Here is an 18,994-nt window from a genome sequence, read left to right on the forward strand (position 1 = left end):
TCACCAAGCACGCCGACGTGATGGCCATCGAGCGGCAGAATGACCTGTTCACCAACGCTCCCCGCCCGTTGCTCATGGAGACGGAGCTCGACGCGAAGCTGCTTGCCGACCGCGAAGCGGGGATCGGTCTGAGCACCCTGATCCACATCGACGATCCGCACCATCGCGACTTACGCAAGATCGGCGCCGACTGGTTCCGCCCGAAAGCCATGCGCGCCTTGAAAACCCGGTGCGACGAGCTGGCGAAGATGTACGTCGACCAGATGGTCGAACGCGGCCCGGAGCTGGACTTCGCCCAGGAGATCGCGGTCAACTACCCGCTGTATGTGATCCTGTCGCTGCTGGGTCTGCCTGAGTCGGACTTCCCCCGCATGCTCAAGCTGACCCAGGAGATGTTCGGCGGCGAGGACAGCGAATTCCAGCGCGGCAACACCACCGAGGACATGCTCGCGGTGTTGCTCGACTTCTTCAACTACTTCGCCGCGTTGACCGCGTCTCGCCGCGAAACACCCACCGAGGACCTGGCTTCGGCGATCGCCAACGCGACCATCGACGGTGCGCCGCTGTCGGATATGGACACCGCCTCCTACTACGTGATCGTGGCCAGCGCCGGACACGACACCACCAGCGCCGGCATCGCCGGCGGACTGCTGGAGCTGCTGCGCAATCCCGGTGAGCTGGCGCGGTTGCAGAACGACATGAGCCTGATGGGCACCGCCGTCGAAGAGATGATCCGCTGCGTGGTGCCCGTCAAGGAGTTCATGCGCACCGCTCAGGCCGACACCGAGGTCCGCGGCGTGCCGATCGCCAAGGGCGAATCGGTACTGCTGTCCTACGTTTCGGCCAACCGCGACGAGGACGTGTTCGACGATCCGATGCGTTTCGACGTGGGCCGTGACCCCAACAAGCACCTGTCATTCGGCTACGGGGTGCACTTCTGCCTCGGTGCAGCGCTCGCGCGCATGGAGATGCACAGCTTCTTCACCGAGCTGGTCCCGCGGATCACGTCGATCGAACTCACCGGCGACCCGCAACTGATGGCCACCACCTTCGTCGGAGGCCTTAAGCACCTGCCGATCCGGTACTCGCTGAAGTGATTACCAGCGGCTGACTCCTCGCTCGATTAACCGGCGACGCCACCCACAGGCAGCCATAATGCGGGTGAGCCGGATTTCACGAGGGGAGTACGGACGATGAAGAAGCTGGCAGCAGCGCTGTTGAGCGCGATGGCGATGGTAGCGGTGCCAGCGGCGGTGCCGGTGGTGACAGCCCCCGCAGCGCAGGCGGCCTCGGGTCAGCCGCCGTGCTACACCCCGCAAGGCGTCCCGTACTACGCCCCCGGCTCGGATCCCTGCTACTGAACAGGGCCGGGGAGGCCCGCCTGGATTCGGGCCAGCTGGCAGCCTTCGCCGCGATCGCCGAACTCGGCAGCTTCGAGGCCGCGGCCGATCAACTGCATGTGACGCCGTCCGCGGTCAGCCAGCGGATCAAAGCGCTGGAGAAACAGCTCGGCCAGGTGCTGCTGGTCCGCGCGAAGCCCTGCGTTCCGACTGCCGCGGGCATTCCGCTGCTCAGGCTGGCCGCCCAGATGGCGATGCTGGAGGCCGAGGCCGTCGCCGAAATGGCCGGCGGGCAGACGGTGCTGCCGCTGCCGCGGATCGCCATCGCGGTCAATGCCGATTCGATGGCGACGTGGTTCGCCGACGTGCTGGCCGGCCTGCCCGACGTATTGTTCGATCTGCGGATCGAGGACCAGGATCACTCTGCCCGGCTGCTGCGGGAAGGCGCGGTGATGGGGGCGGTGACTACCGAACGCGCGCCGGTACCGGGCTGCCGGGTCCGCCCGCTCGGGGTGATGCGCTACGTACCGGTGGCCTGCGCCGGTTACGTGGAGCGTTACCTGCGGAGCGGATTCACCGCCGAGGCCGTGGCCCAAGCGCCGTCGCTCGCCTGGAATCGCGCTGACGCGCTGCAGGACATGTTGGTGCGCAAGGTGTTCCGCCGTGCCATCAGCCGACCGGTGCACTACGTGCCGACCGCGGAAGGTTTCGGCGTCGCGGTGCGGGCCGGCCTGGGCTGGGGGATGTACCCCCAGCAGTCGGCGCGGGCCGCCCTGGCCGACGGCAGCTTCGTGCGGATCGCCGACGTCCACCTCGACGTCCCGCTCTTCTGGCAGTGTTGGAAGCTGGACACCGCCCTTCTCGAAAGAACAACGGCGGCAATAATGTCCGCGGCCGCCGGTCTCGACCTCAGGTGAGCCTCAGCCCAGCAGCTCGGCGCGGCGCTGCTGTTCCCACAGCGCCATCCGGGTGCGCGCCGGTTCGCCGACGGCGTCCATCACCAGCGGGATGAGCAGCTCGGTCAACAGGAATCCGGCGGCCATGCTCTGATAGACGGTGCCCACGGTGCTGGCGGCGGCGAGCACCACCTCGGCGTCGGGTGCCACGGGGCAGGTCAACTCGTCGGTGATGAGCACGATGCTGGCACCAGCTCGATGGATCCGGGCGGCCAGCTCGGCGGCGCTGCGCTGGTAGCGGTGGTAGTCGAACAACACCACGACGTCGCGCCGGCTCAGCTCGATCATCGTGCCCAGGTCGCGGCCGGTGGGGTCGGCCAGCAGCCGGACACCGGGCCGCAGCTGCTCCAGGTGAGCGGCCAGGTGCGCGGCCAGCAAGATGGAGAACCGTCCACCATGCAGATACAACGGGCGGCTGGTGTCAGCCAGCAGCGCGACTGCGGCGTCCAGCGCCTCGACCGGCAGCCGGGTCAAAGTCTCCATGGCGCGGTCGTTTTGGGCACGAGCCTGCTGCAACAGCCGGTCCAGCGTGCCACCAGCTGCCGGTGCGTCCGGCAGGCGGGTGATGGGTCCGTTGGACTGGGCGGACAACTCCGCGCGCAACGCGACCTGCAGGTCGGTGAACCCGTCGAAACCCAGCGACTGGGCGAACCGCAGCACCGTAGGCGGACTGACCTCGGCCCGCTCGGCCAACCGGGCGGCGCTGGCCAGTCCGGCGCTCGGATAGTCGGCGAGCAGTGCCCGCCCCACCCGCCGTTCCGCGCGGCTCAGCCGCGGTAGTGCGGCGTTCGCCCGTGCGGCGACGGTGGCGGAGTTCTCCTCGGGCACGGGATCAATCTGCCACGACGGGCAGGATCTGCAGCGACAGGTCGGTCAGCGACACGGCCGTGACACATTCCGGGGGCAGCGGCTGCCACTCCAGCTCGCCGAAGCCGGTCGACCCGACCACCACCGTGGTGTCGTCGGGCCGGGCGAACCGCAGGGCGAAGTAGTCCTCCAAGTGTTCGGCCGGCAGGTCGGTGGCACTGATCTCGGCGATGTCCTCGGCGAGCAATCGGCTGCGTGCGTGGGCGTGCACGGCGATCAGTTGATCCTCGCCGAGCACGAGTGCGTTGAGGCTGGCCTCCGGGTAGAGCTCGCGCAGCTGCGCGACCGCGCGCCGAACCGCCTCGGCCAGCGTCGGGGAGTTGCGCCGGTGCTGGCGGATCAGTGCGAAATACCGCTCGCTGTCGGTGCTGCCGCGCAGCGTCGCGGCGATCTCCGGCTCGATCAGATCGTTCAGCGGCGTCATCGGCTTGATGGAGCCGTTGTGCGCCATGGCGATTCCGTGGGCGACGAACGGGTGGGAGTTCTGCGGCTCCACTGCCAGGCCGCTGGTTGCCCAGCGCAGGTGCACCAGACTGGCCACCGCCGTGACGTCGGCGACGGCCGCGCCGAAAGCCGGGTCGTCCAGGGCGCTCAGTGCCGATACCTCGGCGGCCGGAGACAGACCGGGCGCGGTGACACGCGCAACGCCCCACCCGTCACCGTGGACCGCGGTCAGTGCGACGAAGTCCTTGACCGTCGAGGCGCCCACCGCCTCGGATACCGAGACCGGTGACGTCGAGACCACCCCCAACAACCTGCACATACCGGAATCCTCCGATCAGAAATCTTATGAATCAATCGTAAACGAAGATTTTTAAAGATTCTGAAACATTTGTGTCATAGGGTTCGCATCGTCTCGCCGTTTTCTCTGGAGGTTGCATGCCGCTGCTCGATGGCGTCCAGGACGGGCACCCAACCGACGCCGACGTCGCCCGGTGTACCGAAGAACTGCGCTCGGCCGGTGTCGAACTGGTCGCCGGGTCGCTCACCGACCCGGCCGGCGTCACACGCGGCAAGTACGTGCCGCTCAACCGGCTGGGGGCCTTCGTGTGGTCCGGGATGGGCGTGTCGCCGTCCTGGAGTGTGTTCTGCGTGGACAGCGGCATCGCCTTCACCCCGGCCATCGGCGTCGCGGGGGATCTGCGCATCCGTATCGATCCGTCCGACCTGCGGATCGTCGAGGACGGGGTGGCCTGGGCGCCGGGCAGCCTGCACGATCAGTACGGCCAGCCCGCGCCGCTGTGCCCGCGCTCGCTGCTCGCAGCCATCGAAACCCGGTCCGCAGCAAAAGGGTTCACCGTCCGGGTGGGTGCGGAACTGGAATGCACCATGCTGGCGGCCGACGGCACGCACGCCTCGACCGACCTGTGGTCGCCCTATGGGATGCGGACCTCGCTGGACCGGTCGGCCTTCCTCGTCGACATCGCCCGTGCCGCCGATCGCGCCGGGTTGTGTCTCGAGCAGATCCACACCGAATACGGCCACGACCAACTCGAGGTGTCCCTACCCCCGATGCCGCCCGTCGCCGCCGCCGACGCGGTGGTCCTGGCCCGCATCGTCATCGGTCGTGCCGCCGCCCGCCACAACCTGAAGATCTCGTTCTCACCGGTCCCGTTCGACGGCGAGGCCGGCAACGGCGCCCACCTGCACCTGTCCCTCGCCGACGCCGACGGCCCGCTGTTCTCCGGCGGTGACGGCCCGTACGGCATCCGGCCGTCCGGCGGGGCGGCGATCGCCGGCGTGATCCAGACGCTGCCCGACCTGTTGGGTGTCTACGCCGGTTCGGCGCTGTCCGCGGCACGGCTCAAGCCGGGCAACTGGGCGGGGGCCGCCGCGTGCTGGGGTCTGGAGAACCGGGAAGCGGCGGTGCGCTTCGTCGCCGCCACGCCCGGCAACCCGCACGGGGCCAACGCGGAGCTGAAGCTCGTCGACCCGACCGCCAACCCCTATCTTGCGACGGCGGCGTTCCTCGGCAGCGCGCTGCGCGGAATCGACACCGACGCAGAGCTTCCCGACGAAGTGCCCGACGATCCTCGCACATCTGTCGGTGCCCCGGCACCGCTACCCACCGACCAGCGGACCGTCATCGAAGCGCTGGAGTCCTCCGCCGTGGCCGCCGAGCTGTTGGGGCCGGCGATGGTGGAGGGTCTCGCCGCCGTGCGCCGCTACGAGATCGAGACATTCGGCGGGCAACCGTTGGCGCAGACCTGCCAGACGTTGCGGCTGGCCTGGAGTTGTTGAGCGGGTAGGAGCGCAGCGAAAGCTGCACAGAAAAGGAGACAGTGGATGAGTACCACCACATCGACGGAGGCCGACCAGCTTCCGCACCGCCGCCTGCCGTTCTGGGTGGCGCTCGCGCTCTCGGTGGCGCTGGTCGGACCGACGCTCGCGATGTCCGGCAACGGCCAGGGCCTGATCGCCACCGTGGGCAAGGCCATCCCGCTGGTCTTCCTCATCGGCCTGGTCGGGGTGTCGCTGGTCGGCTACAGCTTCGTGCGGCTGACCCGCCACCTCAATCACGCCGGGTCGGCCTACGGACTGGTCGGCGGCACCATCGGGCCCCGCGCCGGATTCTTCTCCGGTTTCGCGATGCTCGGTGCCTACTGGGGGTTTTCCATCGGCACATTGGCCCTGACCGCGGCGTTCGTCAACTCGTTCATCGCCGCGCTGCAGCCGGGCAGCGAGAACCCCTACCAGGTGCCGTGGCTGCTGATCGTCGTGATCGGCGCGGTGATCTCGTTCCTGTTGTCCGGCCGTGACATTCAGCTGCTGGCCAAGATCCTGCTGGCGATCGAGGGCGTCGGCATCCTGGCGATGATCGTGTTGGTGGTGGTGATCTTCGCCAAGGGCGGCGCCCCGGCCACCGGTGTCGACTTCTCGGTGTTCTCGTTCTCCGGCGGAGGTGTGTCGGCGTCGGCCGTCCTGGCCGGCGTGGTGGCGGCCTTCCTGTCCTGGGCCGGCTTCGAGGCGTGTGCCTCGATGGGGGAGGAGACCGACGACCCGAAGCGCAACATCCCGCGCGCACTGGCCGGCACCCTGATCCTCACCGGCGTGTTGTTCGTCGTCGTCATGTTCGCCGAGGTCGTCGGTTTCGGTACCGACGAGGCGGGGCTGACGGCCTTCCAGAACTCCGGAAACACTTTGGGCGACTTGGGTAATACCTACATCGGCCAGTGGTTCTCGCTGGTGATCATCTTCACGGCCATCGTCTCCGCGTTCGGGTGCCACCTGGCGACGTCGGCCACGTCCGGCCGGATGCTGTACGCGTTCGGGCGCGACGGCTTCGGCCCCAAGGCGCTGGCGCACATCCACGCCGAGACCGGCGGTCCGCGCCGGGCTACCTGGCTGGTGGTCGTCGTCGCACTGGTCGTGGATTTGATCTGCGGGGCTTCGGGCTGGCCCGACATGGGCACGGGCAACGCCGCGATCAACACCTACTTCCTGTTCGCCGTGGCGGGTTCGGTGTGCCTGATGGTCTGCTACCTGCTGGTCGAGCTCGCTGCCGCGTGGTTTGTCGGCGCACCGAAATTCGCGCGCGTGCACGGTGGCAACGGCAAGGTGTTGGGGCTGCTATTGCCGCTGCTAGGTGCTGCGGTGATCCTCGTCGTGCTCTGGTTCAACGTCAAAGACTCCGAAACAATAGCAGCAGCACCACTTTTGGGACTGTACTGGTGTGCTGTCGGGTTGATCATCGCCATCGCCGCCTCCCGCATCGCCAAGCGGGTGGGAGAGTCGCTGTCGGTGGAACTGGACATGGCGCCGCACATGCATCCCGGCGCCCCTGTCGAATGAGCACGCTCTACGCTCGCGACGAAGCGGCGATCGCCGGCATCGAGAAGCTGCGGTTCTTCCCGTTGGAGGTGGTGTCCGGGCGGGGCTGCACACTGATCACCCCGGACGGTCGGGAGCTGCTGGATCTGTCAGCGACCTGGACCGCGAGCGGCCTGGGGCACGGTCACCCCGCCGTAGTCGAGGCGGTCAGTCGCGCGGTGCGCAATGCCCCTGGCGCAGGAGGCCTCTCGGCGGTGCACCCGGATTCGGTGGGGCTGGCCGAGGACCTGCTCGCCCTGGTGCCCGGCACCGGCGAACGGCGGGTCTACCTCGGGCACGCCGGCTCCGACGCCAACGACGTGGCGCTGCGCGCCTGCCGGCATGCCACCGGTAGACGCACGGTGCTGGCATTCGAGCACAGCTACCACGGCGGGGTCGGCCTGGCGATGGGCGTGTCCGGGGTGCACGTCGACGCCGGCTCGCCGGCCGATCCGGATGCGGTTTTCCTGCCCTATCCCAACCCTTTTCGGCCAGCACGCGGCGACGCCGCCGCCGACGTCGCGAACTGTCTGCAGCTCGCCGAAGCCCAGTTGTCCACCGGTTCGATCGCCTGCCTGATCGTCGAGCCGATCCTCTCCGACGGCGGCCTGGTCGTCCCCCCCGACGGGTTCCTCGCGCAGCTGCAGGCGCTGTGCCGGCGCCACGGTGTCCCGATGATCTGCGACGAGGTCAAGATGGGCCTGGGCCGGCCCGGCACCCTACACGCGTTCGACCACGACGGCGTGGTGCCCGACATCGTGACGTTCGGCAAGGTGCTCGGCGGCGGCCTGCCGCTGTCCGCCGCGGTGGGCCCGGCCGACATCCTCGACGCTCCGCCGGCCGCGGCTCTACTGACCACCGCGGGAAACCCGGTGTGCGCCGCCGCGGGCCGGGCGGTGCTGGCGACCATCGTCGGCGATCGACTTGCCGAACGCGCCGCCGCCGCCGGAACGACGCTCGAGAGGGCACTGAGAGCCCTCGCCGGGTCGCCCGGCTCCGACCGGATCGGCGACGTGCGGGGCCGGGGCCTGGCGATCGGTGTGGAACTGGTCGATCCCGCCACCGGCGAGCGAGATCCGCGGCTGGCGGCCCAAGTGGTCTACCGCGCTTGGGAGTTGGGCGCGGTGGTCTATTACGTCGGCGGTAATGTCCTGGAGATCACCCCGCCGCTGGTGCTGACCGATACCGAGGCGGTCCGGGCCGCGGAGATCGTCGGACAGGCGATCGCCGACGCCGCCGCGGGCAGAGTCGATGCAGAGGAGGTCGCCCGATATGCCGGGTGGTGAAGTGCTGGATATGTTCGCCGGGGTCGAGGCGCAAGTGCCCGCCGGGCTCGCCGACCATCTGCGCGGGGTACGCCTGATCGACCACCACGTCCATGGTGCGTTCACCAAGCCAGTCGACCGCGCCACCTTCGAGGCGTCGATCAACGAGGGTTCCACCGATTCCGTCCCGGCGTTCATGACGATGTTCGACTCCCCGCTGGGACTGGCCATCCGTCGCTGGTGTGCACCGGTCCTGGGACTGGAGCCGCTCGCCGGCGCCGACGAATACTGGTCGACCCGTTGCGAATTGGCTCCCGACGAGCTGACGGCGAAGATGCTGGGCGCCGCCGGCATCGCCCGCTGGATCGTCGACACCGGTTTCAAAGGCGATCTGATCAGCACCCCCGACGAGCTGACCGAGGTCAGCGGCAGCCCGTCGTCGTCGATCCTGCGCCTGGAGCGCCTTGCCGAGGAGTTGCTCGAGACCGGCACCAGCCCAGTGGATTTCCCAGATACGTTCCGCGCGGCACTGGCCGAGGCGGCCGCGTCCCCGGACACGGTCGGAACCAAGACGATCGCCGCCTACCGGACCAACTTCGACATCGACTGGTCACGCCCCACCGACGCCGACGTCGTCGCGGCGGCGCAGGAACTGGCCGCCCGCCCGGCACCGTTGCGGCTCGACAGCCCGGTGCTCATCGCCTTCGGCGTCCACGAGGCCGCGGCCGCCGGCCTACCCATCCAGGTCCACGTCGGTTTCGGCGACCGCGACCTCGACCTCAACCGCACCGACCCGCTGCTTCTGTTACCCCTGCTGCGCACGATGGCTCCGGTGCCGGTCATGCTGCTGCACTGCTACCCGTATCACCGGCAGGCCGGCTATTTGGCGCAGGCGTTCGACCACGTGAACTTCGACGTTGGCCTGGCGATCAACTACCTGGGGCCGCGGTCGACGGCGCTGGTCGGTGAAGCGCTCGACACCGCGCCGTTCGCCAAGCAACTGTTCTCCTCTGATGCCTTCGGACCGCCGGAGCTACACCTGCTGGGTTCGGTGTTGTGGCGCCGGGCCATGGGCCTGGTGCTCGGCGACTGGGTGCGCACCGGGGACTGCGGCGAGGCCGACGCAATCCGCATCGTCGACCTGATCGGCGTGCACAACGCCACCCGTGTCTACGGGCTTTAACTCGCTCGCCCGGCGGCCGCGGCATCGCTACGGTCGAGGGGAATACCTTCACTCACCGTGATTGTTGTGACGCGCTAGTGACGCGCTAGTGACGCGCTAGTGACGCGGCCAGTGGTGGGTCGCCGGTGCGCCGGTGCAGACGTAGCGACGGGAAGGACCAGGCGTGCACATCGACGACCCGGCGAGTTCGACAGCCGCGACAGCTGTCGGCTTCCGGTCGGAACGCGGGCCCATCCTCATCTCGGTCATGCTCAGTACCGGCCTGGTGGCGATCGACTCGACGGTGCTGGCGACAGCCGTGCCGACGATCGTCGGTGAGCTCGGCGGGTTCGAGCAGTTTCCCTGGCTGTTCTCGGCCTATCTGCTCGGTCAGGCCGTGACCACGCCGATCTACGCCAAACTCTCCGACGTCTTCGGCCGCAAGCCCGTGCTGCTGCTGGGCATCGGGGTCTTCCTGCTGGGTTCCATCCTGTGCGGAATCGCCTGGAACATGCCCGCGCTCATCGTGTTTCGTGCCGTCCAGGGCATCGGCGCCGGGGCGGTGCAACCCACTGCCATGACGATCGTCGGCGACATCTACACCCTGGCCGAACGAGCCAAGGTGCAAGGCTATCTGGCCAGCGTGTGGGCGGTCTCCTCGGTGATCGGCCCCACGCTGGGCGGGGTGTTCTCGCAGTGGGGCATCTGGCGCGGGGTGTTCCTGATCAACATCCCGCTATGCCTAGTCGCCGCCGCGATGTTGATGCGCCACTATCACGAGTCGATCGAGCACACCCGCCGCAAAGTCGACTACCTGGGCGCACTGCTACTGGCGGTGGCGATGACCGCGCTGATCCTCGGCATTCTCGGTGGCGGACAGAGCTGGGCGTGGATGTCGGCGCCGAGCATCGGTGCGTTCGTGATCGGCGTGACGATGTTGATCGGGTTCGTGCTGGCCGAACGGCGCGCCGACGAGCCGATCCTGCCGCTGTGGGTCTTCTCCCGCCGGCTGCTGTCGACGACCACCGTCGTCGCGGTGGGGGTGGGCGCCATCCTGATGGGCCTGACGTCGTACGTGCCCACCTATCTCGAGGGGGCGCTTCGGGTGCAGCCGGTGGTGGCGGGGCTCGCCCTCGCTGCGCTGACCATCGGCTGGCCGGCCACCGCCAGCGCGGCGGGATTCTTCTACCTGCGTTGGGGATTCAAGAAGACTGCCGTGTCCGGCGCGGTGGTGGTGATCGCCGGGATGTCGGTGCTCGTGGCCATCGCACACACCCCGAGCGTCGCGCTGGTGGCCGTGGTGTGTTTCTTCATCGGGGCGGGCATGGGTCTGCTGGCGGTGCCGACCCTCATCGCTGCGCAGTCCTCGGTGGGCTGGGCCGAGCGGGGCGTGGTGACCGGGACAAACATGTTCGCCCGCTCACTGGGCAGCGCGGTCGGCGTCGCTGTGTTCGGGGCCGTCGCGAACTCGATCTTCGGACCGGGGGACGTGCATTCGCTGGGCCCCACGCTGATCAAGGCCGGCTCGACGGCGGTGTTCATCGGGGTCCTCGTCGTCGCCGTCGTGACCGCGGTCGCCGTCGCCGCGATGCCACGCACTCCACCGGATATGGCAATGAATCGATGAATTCCCAGCCACCTCACAGCAATTGCGAAGATTGCCACCCCGGGCTGGCCGCCACCGGCGCGATCCACCATGATCTAGCGGTCCATTCGTCGAGCGTGGGGTGCGCGTAATGACCGAGGTTCGCCGCAAGTGTGCGGCCCTGCTGCCGCTGGTAGCGGCGCTGTTGCTGATGCTGGCCGGTGCGCCCGCGGTGGCTCACGCCGACGACCCGATCCTGCCCGGGGTCTCGTTCACCACCACCTCGGGTGCCGCGCTGCAGAACGGCGGCACCTATGGCATCGGGACGGTCGTCGTCGCGCACTTCGCCGCGCCCGTCGACCGCGGCGAGGCCGAGCAGGCGCTGCAGGTCGACACCGAGCCGCCGGTGACCGGCGCCTGGCACTGGGTCGACGACCGGACGGCGCACTGGCGCCCGCCGCAGTATTACGCGCCGGGCACCACCGTCACCGTGGCCGATGGCCAGAATCCGCCGCTGACGTTCACCATCGGCGCCTCGCACATGTCGATCGCCGACGACGCCACCAAGCAGGTCAGTGTGTTCGACGGTGGAAAGCTGGTGCGCACTATGCCCACCTCGATGGGGCGCGGCGGCACCGAGAAGGTCGGCAACACCACCTTGAGCTTCTGGACTCAACCTGGCGTGTACACCGTCTTGGACAAGAGCAATCCGGTGATCATGGATTCCTCGACCTACGGTCTGCCGATCAACTCCCATCTGGGCTACAAGGAGTCGATCAACTATGCGGTGCGGATTAGCACCGACGGGGTCTACCTACACGAGCTCGATGCGACGGTGTGGGCCCAAGGCAAGACCGACACCAGCCACGGCTGCCTCAACCTCAACCGCGACAACGCGGTGTGGTTCTACAACTTCTCCATTCCGGGAGATGTCGTCGAGGTCCGCAACAGCGGTGGAAAACCGTTGCAGCTCTGGCAGAACGGCGACTGGAGTGTCCCGTGGGAGCAGTGGGCCTGACGGCTACTTGATGGTGTAGCCGCCGTCGACGAGCAGGTCGGCCCCGTTGATCATGGCCGCCGCATCGGAGACGAGAAAGACTGCAGCGGCGGCTATCTCGTTCGGATAAGCGAACCGGCCGGTGGGGATGAGCTGCTTGAGTGCGTCGCCGCGCGGCCCGTCCCAGGCCTTGTGTCCGAGCTCGGTCAACACCACGGTCGGTGAGATCGTATTGACTCGCACACCGCGCCCCGCCCATTCGGCGGCAAGCACCTTCGAGACCCCGACCACACCGAACTTGGACGCGCAGTAGGCGACATGCTGCTCGAGTGCGACAGTGGCAGCCTGCGACGCCATGTTGACGATCACGCCGTGACCAGCCGCCAGCATCCGGGTTCCGACGGCTTGGCACATCAGGAAGGTGCCCTTGAGGTTCACGTCGATCGTCGCGTCCCAGGCTTTGAGGGCGAGTTCCTCGGCGGGTGCGAGCATGACGATGCCCGCGCTGTTGACCAAGATGTCGATCCGGCCGAACGCTTCGGCCACCGCGTCGACCGCGGCGCTGACCGAATCGGGATCGGCGACGTCACAACGGAATCCGCGGTTCTCTCCCGCCAGAGTGGAGGCGGTATGGACGGCCGCATCCTCGTTGAGGTCCACCACGGCGACCCGCGCGCCCTTGGCGGCGAACGCCGCCGCGATGGCTGCGCCGATGCCGGACGCGCCGCCGGTCACCAACGCGACTTTGTCATCCAGACGAAAATCCAAATCGACTGTGGGTTCCGTCATTTCAGCTCGGGTCCTCTCGGTGTGTCAGGCCATGACGGCTGCGGCGACTTCGGTGTCGGTGACCAGTGACGACACCAGTCCCGAACGGAGTACCGCCTTCGTGGCCGCGATCTTCTCCGGCCCGGTGGCAATGGCGATGACCGTGGGGATGGCGCGAAGAGCGGCCTCGCTGATCCCCATCCGGCGCTGATCGAGCCCGGGTACCCGGTTGCCCTCGGCGTCAACCAGCAGTGCGCACGTCTCGCCGCACACACCGGCTGCCTGCAATTGGTCGGCCTCGGCGCCGCTCAGTGACGTGTACACCTGAGACGTGTTCGGGCCCCACGCCCCGATCGAGACCAGCGCGCAGGTGACCTTGGCATGCTGGGCGCAGGTCTGCTGGATCTGCGGATTTCCGACGAGGCTCTCCGCGGTCCGCGAATCGGAGACCACCAGTGGCGCGTACAGCGGCCACGAGGTGCCCCCGGTGATCTCGCCGAGCCGGCGGGCCAAGTCGGCACCGTTGGTGGTCAGCGCGCCCGCCATCCCGGTCAGCTGGACGACGTCGCACCGGGGCAGCGCGCTCAGGTACGGCGCGATATGGGTCATCGTTCGGCCGCAGTCCACCCCGATCACATCCTCGTCGCGCAGGATCGACTGCAGCAGTTCGGCCATCGCCTTGGCCACCGCCTCGACCCGGTCGGCCGGATTGGTGGTGTCCGCGGCGACCGCGTACGCGTGCTGCAGCGAGTAGCGGCGCTGCAGAGCGGTCGATAGTTCGAGGTCGATGGACCCGGGATTGTGAATCTTGATCTCCACCATGCCCGACTCGACGGCCTCCTCGAGCATCCTGGCCACCTTGAATCGGGACAGCCCGAATTCCTCGGCGATCTGGATTCGGGTGCGTCCCTCGAGGTAGTACCGCCGGGCAATTACGGCGCGCTGGAACAGCTCATCCGGTCCCATGGCGCTTCCTTCCGGTCCACCGAGCCGAACGCTCGTATGAGCGGAGCGGTTGACATGTGAGCATAGCCTAGACAATGATCCGTACCACACACAATCAGATGAGCGGTCGGTGTCACAGATGAGCGGGTGTGGAGATGGGTGCGGGGGCGACGGGGTGATGTGTCGAGTCGCGCGCCCCCACGCCGCAGCCCCGGGTGCGGCCGCCGTCACGGCCGGGTACCTACCGCAGGTGGATCCGCTCGACGTGGCGCGTAGCTTGCGCCGCTGACCTGTCCCGAGGAGAGATCTCATGACCGCAACCGCCGAGCCGACCCCGGCCACCATGCGTGCGAGCGTGATGACCGGCGTCGGCGCCCTTCACGTCGAGGACCGCCCCGTGCCCGCACCCGGTCCGCGCCAGGTGCTCGTCGAGGTCGCCGCCGTCGGGGTGTGCGGATCCGATGTGCACTACTACCGCCACGGCCGCATCGGTGACTTCGTCGTCGAGTCGCCAATGGTGCTCGGGCACGAACTGTCCGGGCGCATCGCCGCCGTCGGCGAGGGCGTGGACGGCGCTCGAGTGGGCCAGCGGGTCGCCGTCGAGCCGCAACACCCCTGCCGGCGGTGCCCGCAGTGCAGCGCCGGCCGATACAACCTGTGCCCGGCCATGGCGTTCTACGCCACCCCGCCGGTCGACGGCGCGTTCTGCCGCTACGTCGTCATCGACGATGACATGGCCCATCCGGTGCCCGAGTCGATGTCCGACGAGGCCGCTGCATTGCTCGAGCCGCTGTCGGTGGCCATCGCCACGATGCGCAAAGCCCATGTGGTACCGGGCAGTTCGATCCTGATCGCCGGGGCGGGCCCGATCGGCGTGATCTGTGCCCAGACTGCCCGCGCGTTCGGCGCAGCCCGCATCGTGGTGTCCGACCCGGTGGCCTCGCGTCGGGACCGCGTCGGCGCGTTCGGTGCCACCGAGGTGCTCGACCCGGCCATCGACGACGTCGCGGCCCTCGATCCCAAGGTGGACGCTTTCGTCGACGCCAGTGGAGCCGCGCCGGCGGTGGTCAGCGGCATCAAGGCCGTCGGTCCGGCCGGTCATGTGGTGCTGGTCGGCATGGGCGCCGAGGACTACCCGGTGCCCATCGGCTACATCCAGGCCATGGAGCTCAACGTGACCGGAGTGTTCCGCTACACCGACACCTGGCCGGCGGCCATCCACCTGGTGGCCTCCGGTGCGGTGGACCTCGACTCGATGGTCACCGCGCACTACGACCTCGACCACGTCGCCGACGCGCTCGACAGCGACTCCGACCCGGCCAGTCTCAAGTCGATCGTGCTGCCGCGATGACCGGCGAGGAGCTGTTGTCCTGCAACGACATCCACAAGAGCTTCGGCGGTGTCCCGGTGCTCAGGGGCGTGACGCTGAACCTCGAGCCGGGCAGCGTCACCGCGCTGGCAGGAGAGAACGGGGCTGGTAAGTCGACCCTGATGAAGATCATCAGCGGCCAGTACTCCGCCGACCAGGGAACCGTCTCGGTCAAGGGCGCCCAGCTGACCCCGGGAAGCACCCGGGAAGCGGTACGGCATGGGGTCGCGATCGTGCCCCAGGAACTTGCCTCCATCGAAGACATGACGGTCTACGAGAACCTCTTCGTGGGAAGGGAACTGACGGTCGGCCCGTTCCTGAACCGGCGGGCGATGATTCACGAGGCCAGCGAGACGTTGGCCGTTTTCGATGTGGCCATCCCGCCGACCGCCCGAATGGGCAGCCTGCCGGTCGGGCTGCGCCAGATCGTCGAGATCGTCAAGGCCGCCCGCACGGGCGCCCAGGTGGTCATGCTCGACGAGCCCACCTCGGCGATCTCCGAGCGCGAGGTCGAGGGCCTGTATCAGATCGTTCGCCGGCTTCGTGAGCACGGCGTCGCCATGGTCTACACCACCCACAAGATGGCCGAGATCCGCGCCATCGCCGACCGGGTCGTCGTCCTCCGCGACGGCGGGCTGATCCTCGACGAGCAGATCGCCGAGGTCTCCGACGACGACATCGTCACCGCGATGATCGGGCGCGAGCTCGATACCTTGTTCCCACCCCGGCCGGAGCCGGGCGCCGACACCGTCCTCGAGGTCCGCGACTTGCAGGTCGAAGGTGCCACCGCGCCCGTCTCGTTCATTGTCAAGGCCGGTGAGATTCTCGGGCTGGCCGGTCTGGTCGGGGCCGGGCGCACCGAACTGCTCGAAGCGATCTTCGGAGCACACCGCACCACGGCAGGCCAGATCGCGGTCCGTGGCCAGCACGTCAAACGCAATCATCCCGCCGCCGCCATCACCGCCGGCATGGCGATGGTGCCCGAGGACCGCAAGCTCTCCGGTGTCGTGCTGTCGATGAGCGTGCTGGACAACGGCTCGCTTCCCCGGTTGTCGTCGTTCTCGATCGCCGGCTGGCTGCGAGGCAAGGCCCGCACCAAGGCGGTCTCCGACGTGATGTCCTCGGTGCGGCTGCGCAGCCGCGGACTGGGCCAAGAAGTCGGCACCCTCTCCGGCGGTAACCAGCAGAAGGTGGTGCTGGCCCGCTGGCTCACCGGTGACGTCAACGTGCTGCTGCTCGACGAACCCACTCGTGGCGTCGACGTCGGCGCGCGCAGCGAGATCTACCGCATCATCACCGAATTCGCCGCCCAGGGGATGGCCGTGCTGATGGCCTCCTCCGACATGCCCGAGATCGTCGGGCTGTCGCACCGCGCGTTCGTCATGCGCGGCGGTGCCTTCGTGGGCGAACTGGATCGCGACGCCCTCGATCACCCCGAAGTCCAGGCGTCGGTGTTCCGGCTGGCCACCGCTCTTGACGCGAGAATCGACGACTCCCCCAACCAGGAGAAGGCATCATGACCTCCCTCGACACCGACGGCACGCCGGCAGAGGCGCTCGGCGCGCACACGGTGGCCTCACCGATTACGGGTGAGCCCGTGAAGCTGTTCTCCGGTCGGTGGTTTACCGGTGTTGCGCTGCGCTATTCGATGGTGATCGTCGTGCTGTTGGTGATCGCCTACTTCAGCTATCGCAGTGCGAGGTTCTCCACACCGCAGAATCTGATCACCATTCTCGTGGCGGCGGCTCCGTTCGCCCTGATCGCGCTCGGCCAGACGCTGGTCATCCTGACCGGCGGTATCGACCTGTCGGTGGGCAGCGTCATCGCCGTGTCGGCCATGGCCGCCGCAGCCACCGCGAAAGCCCACCCCGGCCAGGTGTGGATGACGGTACTGGTCGCCATGGCCGTCGGCCTGGTAGCGGGCAGCGTCAACGGTGTTCTGGTGTCCCGCTTGGCGGTACCGCCGTTCATCGCCACCCTGGGCACGCTGACCGCTGGTTCGGGCATGGCCTACGTGATCGGCGGCGGCGCACCGATCAACGGTCTGCCCGCGGAGTTCGGGTCGATCGCCAACACCAAGATCCTCGGTCTGCAGATCCCGGTACTGCTGATGATCGCCGGGATCATCGCGCTGGCGATCATCATGAAGCGCACCACCTACGGCATGCGCGTCTACGCCGTCGGCGGGAACCGCAACGCGGCCGAGATCGCCGGCATCAACACCAAGAACGTGCTGTTCTCGGTGTATGCGTTCTCCGGCCTGCTGGCCGGAATTTCCGGCGTCATGCTCGCCTCCCGTGTCATCTCCGGGCCGCCCAACCTCGGCCAGGGTTACGAACTGGATGCGATTGCCGCGGTGGTGATCGGTGGCGCCAGCCTGATGGGCGGGCGCGGCACCGTGTGGGGAACTGCCCTGGGCCTGTTCATGATCATGACGCTCAACAACGGCCTGGACATCCTGGTCGTGCCCGCCTACTGGCAGGACGTGATCAAGGGCGTGCTGATCGTCGCGGCGGTGGCCGTCGACGTGTGGTCCTCCAGGAGGCGCACCTGATCTCTTGCGCCGCAAGCCAATCGGATAGCCGTAACTCACCGCATAGCAGAAATGAGAAACCAAAGATGCGCATCATCACCACGATCACGGCGATCGCCTCGGCCGGGGTGCTCGGCCTTGGCCTGACCGCTTGCGGCGCCGGTGACACCACCGCAAACAAGGACACCAAGCGAATCGGTGTCACCGTCTACGACATGAGCTCGTTTATCACCGCCGGCAAGGAGGGGATGGAGGCCTACGCGAAGGCCAACAACATCGAACTCGTCTGGAACTCGGCCAATCTCGACGTCTCGACACAGGCCAGCCAGATCGACTCGATGGTCAACCAGGGTGTCGACGCGATCATCGTGGTGCCCATCCAGGCTGACTCGCTGGGCCCGCAGGTCGCCGCGGCGAGGGCCAAGGGCATCCCGCTGGTGGCGGTCAACGCGGCCCTGAACAACCCCGACGTTGCCGGCAGCGTGCAGCCCGACGACGTGGCGGCGGGGCAGCAGGAGATGCAGATGATGGCTGACCGCATCGGCGGTCGCGGCAACATCGTGATCCTGCAGGGCCCGCTCGGACAGTCTGGCGAGCTCGACCGCACCAAGGGCATCAACAACGTGCTGGCCAAGTATCCCGATATCAAGGTGCTGGCCAAGGACACCGCGAACTGGAAGCGGGACGAGGCCGTCAATAAGATGAAGAACTGGATCTCCGGCTTCGGGCCGCAGATCAATGCCGTGGTCGCGGAGAACGACGACATGGGCCTGGGAGCGCTGCAGGCGCTCAAGGAGGCCGGTCGCACCGACGTGCCGATCGTCGGGATCGACGGCATCGAGGACGGGCTGAATGCGGTGAAGAGCGGTGAGTTCATCGGTACGTCGCTGCAGAACGGCACCGTGGAGCTCTCGGCGGGACTGGCTGTCGCCAACGCGCTGGCCAAGAAGGAGCAGGTCGACACCAAGCCCGTGTACGTCATGCCGGCGATCACCAAGGACAACGTCGACGTGGCCATCCAGCACGTGGTGACCGAGCGGCAGAAGTTCCTCGACGGCCTCTCCGAACTCACCACCCAGAACCTCAAGACCGGCGACATCGCCTACGAGGGCATCCCCGGCCAGAAGCAGCCCTGAGCGTCGGTCGACACCGAGGGCCAGATCTGGTTAAGCGATCTGTCATGGTCAAAACCGTGGCCCAGGACGGCCCGCCCGAGAACACCACGCCGCAGCGGACCCTCTTCGGCACCCGATCGGGCTGACCAACCTGTTCGGGGTGGAGCTGTCGGAATGGTTCGCGTTCTCCGGGGAGAGCAGCTTGCCGAGGAGGAAAAGGCGAAGCGCCAGCGGGCCCGCTGTGCCGGCAACGGCGCGACGACCTAAGCCTGCCGCGCCAGT

Annotated in this window: 16 protein-coding genes and 1 pseudogene; 13 read left to right on the forward strand and 4 right to left on the reverse strand. The window is 67.9% G+C overall.

The window, feature by feature from the left end; all coding sequences use genetic code 11:
• From ACXDF8_RS24960 to ACXDF8_RS24970, 3 genes are all read left to right on the forward strand, one after another.
• Positions 1-1,097: cytochrome P450 (locus ACXDF8_RS24960; protein WP_457225952.1), on the forward strand; the 1,097-nt coding region annotated here is incomplete at its 5' end.
• 96 nt (positions 1,098-1,193) lie between these two features.
• Positions 1,194-1,361 (forward strand): hypothetical protein, encoded by a 168-nt coding sequence (locus tag ACXDF8_RS24965; RefSeq protein WP_457225953.1) that lies wholly within the window; start codon positions 1,194-1,196, stop codon positions 1,359-1,361.
• Positions 1,358-2,257 carry a LysR family transcriptional regulator ArgP gene (locus ACXDF8_RS24970; protein ID WP_457225980.1) on the forward strand — a complete coding sequence of 300 codons (900 nt, stop codon included), beginning with the start codon at positions 1,358-1,360 and terminating at the stop codon, positions 2,255-2,257. Before ACXDF8_RS24965 ends, ACXDF8_RS24970 begins: the two co-directional genes overlap by 4 nt.
• A 3-nt stretch (positions 2,258-2,260) precedes the next feature.
• Here the strand turns inward: ACXDF8_RS24970 and ACXDF8_RS24975 are convergent, their stop codons facing one another.
• Positions 2,261-3,124: a MurR/RpiR family transcriptional regulator gene (locus ACXDF8_RS24975; protein ID WP_457225954.1), complete on the reverse strand. Its 864-nt coding sequence runs from the start codon at positions 3,122-3,124 to the stop codon at positions 2,261-2,263.
• A 4-nt stretch (positions 3,125-3,128) separates the two neighbouring features.
• Complete coding sequence (locus ACXDF8_RS24980) at positions 3,129-3,926, reverse strand: class II glutamine amidotransferase (protein ID WP_457225955.1); 798 nt, start codon at positions 3,924-3,926, stop codon at positions 3,129-3,131.
• Between the two features lie 116 nt (positions 3,927-4,042).
• Here ACXDF8_RS24980 and ACXDF8_RS24985 point away from each other — a divergent pair, with 116 nt between their 5' ends.
• From ACXDF8_RS24985 to ACXDF8_RS25010, 6 genes and pseudogenes are all read left to right on the forward strand, one after another.
• Complete coding sequence (locus tag ACXDF8_RS24985; RefSeq protein WP_457225956.1) at positions 4,043-5,404, forward strand: type I glutamate--ammonia ligase; 1,362 nt, start codon at positions 4,043-4,045, stop codon at positions 5,402-5,404.
• Between the two features lie 45 nt (positions 5,405-5,449).
• Positions 5,450-6,955, forward strand: a complete 1,506-nt coding sequence (locus tag ACXDF8_RS24990) for an APC family permease (RefSeq protein ID WP_457225957.1) — start codon at positions 5,450-5,452, stop codon at positions 6,953-6,955.
• Positions 6,952-8,259 (forward strand): aspartate aminotransferase family protein, encoded by a 1,308-nt coding sequence (locus ACXDF8_RS24995; RefSeq protein WP_457225958.1) that lies wholly within the window; start codon positions 6,952-6,954, stop codon positions 8,257-8,259. The genes ACXDF8_RS24990 and ACXDF8_RS24995 overlap by 4 nt, the downstream gene beginning before the upstream one ends.
• Positions 8,246-9,421, forward strand: coding sequence for an amidohydrolase family protein (locus ACXDF8_RS25000; protein WP_457225959.1), 1,176 nt, complete (start codon positions 8,246-8,248; stop codon positions 9,419-9,421). Before ACXDF8_RS24995 ends, ACXDF8_RS25000 begins: the two co-directional genes overlap by 14 nt.
• A 163-nt stretch (positions 9,422-9,584) precedes the next feature.
• Positions 9,585-11,027, forward strand: coding sequence for an MFS transporter (locus ACXDF8_RS25005; RefSeq protein ID WP_457225960.1), 1,443 nt, complete (start codon positions 9,585-9,587; stop codon positions 11,025-11,027).
• A gap of 223 nt (positions 11,028-11,250) precedes the next feature.
• Positions 11,251-12,003 (forward strand): annotated as a pseudogene (locus tag ACXDF8_RS25010) (L,D-transpeptidase); the annotation flags it as partial.
• 3 nt (positions 12,004-12,006) lie between these two features.
• Here ACXDF8_RS25010 and ACXDF8_RS25015 read toward each other — a convergent pair.
• Positions 12,007-12,771 (reverse strand): GolD/DthD family dehydrogenase, encoded by a 765-nt coding sequence (locus tag ACXDF8_RS25015; RefSeq protein WP_457225961.1) that lies wholly within the window; start codon positions 12,769-12,771, stop codon positions 12,007-12,009.
• Between the two features lie 24 nt (positions 12,772-12,795).
• Positions 12,796-13,716: a sugar-binding transcriptional regulator gene (locus tag ACXDF8_RS25020; protein WP_457225962.1), complete on the reverse strand. Its 921-nt coding sequence runs from the start codon at positions 13,714-13,716 to the stop codon at positions 12,796-12,798.
• Positions 13,717-14,005: 289 nt separating this feature from the next.
• Between ACXDF8_RS25020 and ACXDF8_RS25025 the strand changes: the two genes are divergently transcribed.
• From ACXDF8_RS25025 to ACXDF8_RS25040, 4 genes are all read left to right on the forward strand, one after another.
• Positions 14,006-15,046 carry an NAD(P)-dependent alcohol dehydrogenase gene (locus tag ACXDF8_RS25025; RefSeq protein ID WP_457225963.1) on the forward strand — a complete coding sequence of 347 codons (1,041 nt, stop codon included), beginning with the start codon at positions 14,006-14,008 and terminating at the stop codon, positions 15,044-15,046.
• A complete protein-coding gene (locus tag ACXDF8_RS25030; RefSeq protein WP_457225964.1) occupies positions 15,043-16,584 on the forward strand; it encodes a sugar ABC transporter ATP-binding protein in 1,542 nt (513 codons plus the stop codon). Before ACXDF8_RS25025 ends, ACXDF8_RS25030 begins: the two co-directional genes overlap by 4 nt.
• Complete coding sequence (locus ACXDF8_RS25035) at positions 16,581-17,618, forward strand: ABC transporter permease (RefSeq protein WP_457225965.1); 1,038 nt, start codon at positions 16,581-16,583, stop codon at positions 17,616-17,618. Before ACXDF8_RS25030 ends, ACXDF8_RS25035 begins: the two co-directional genes overlap by 4 nt.
• Positions 17,619-17,683: 65 nt before the next feature.
• Complete coding sequence (locus tag ACXDF8_RS25040) at positions 17,684-18,733, forward strand: substrate-binding domain-containing protein (protein WP_457225966.1); 1,050 nt, start codon at positions 17,684-17,686, stop codon at positions 18,731-18,733.
• Positions 18,734-18,994 lie beyond the last annotated feature (261 nt).

This window comes from Mycolicibacterium sp. CBM1 (assembly GCF_054073305.1).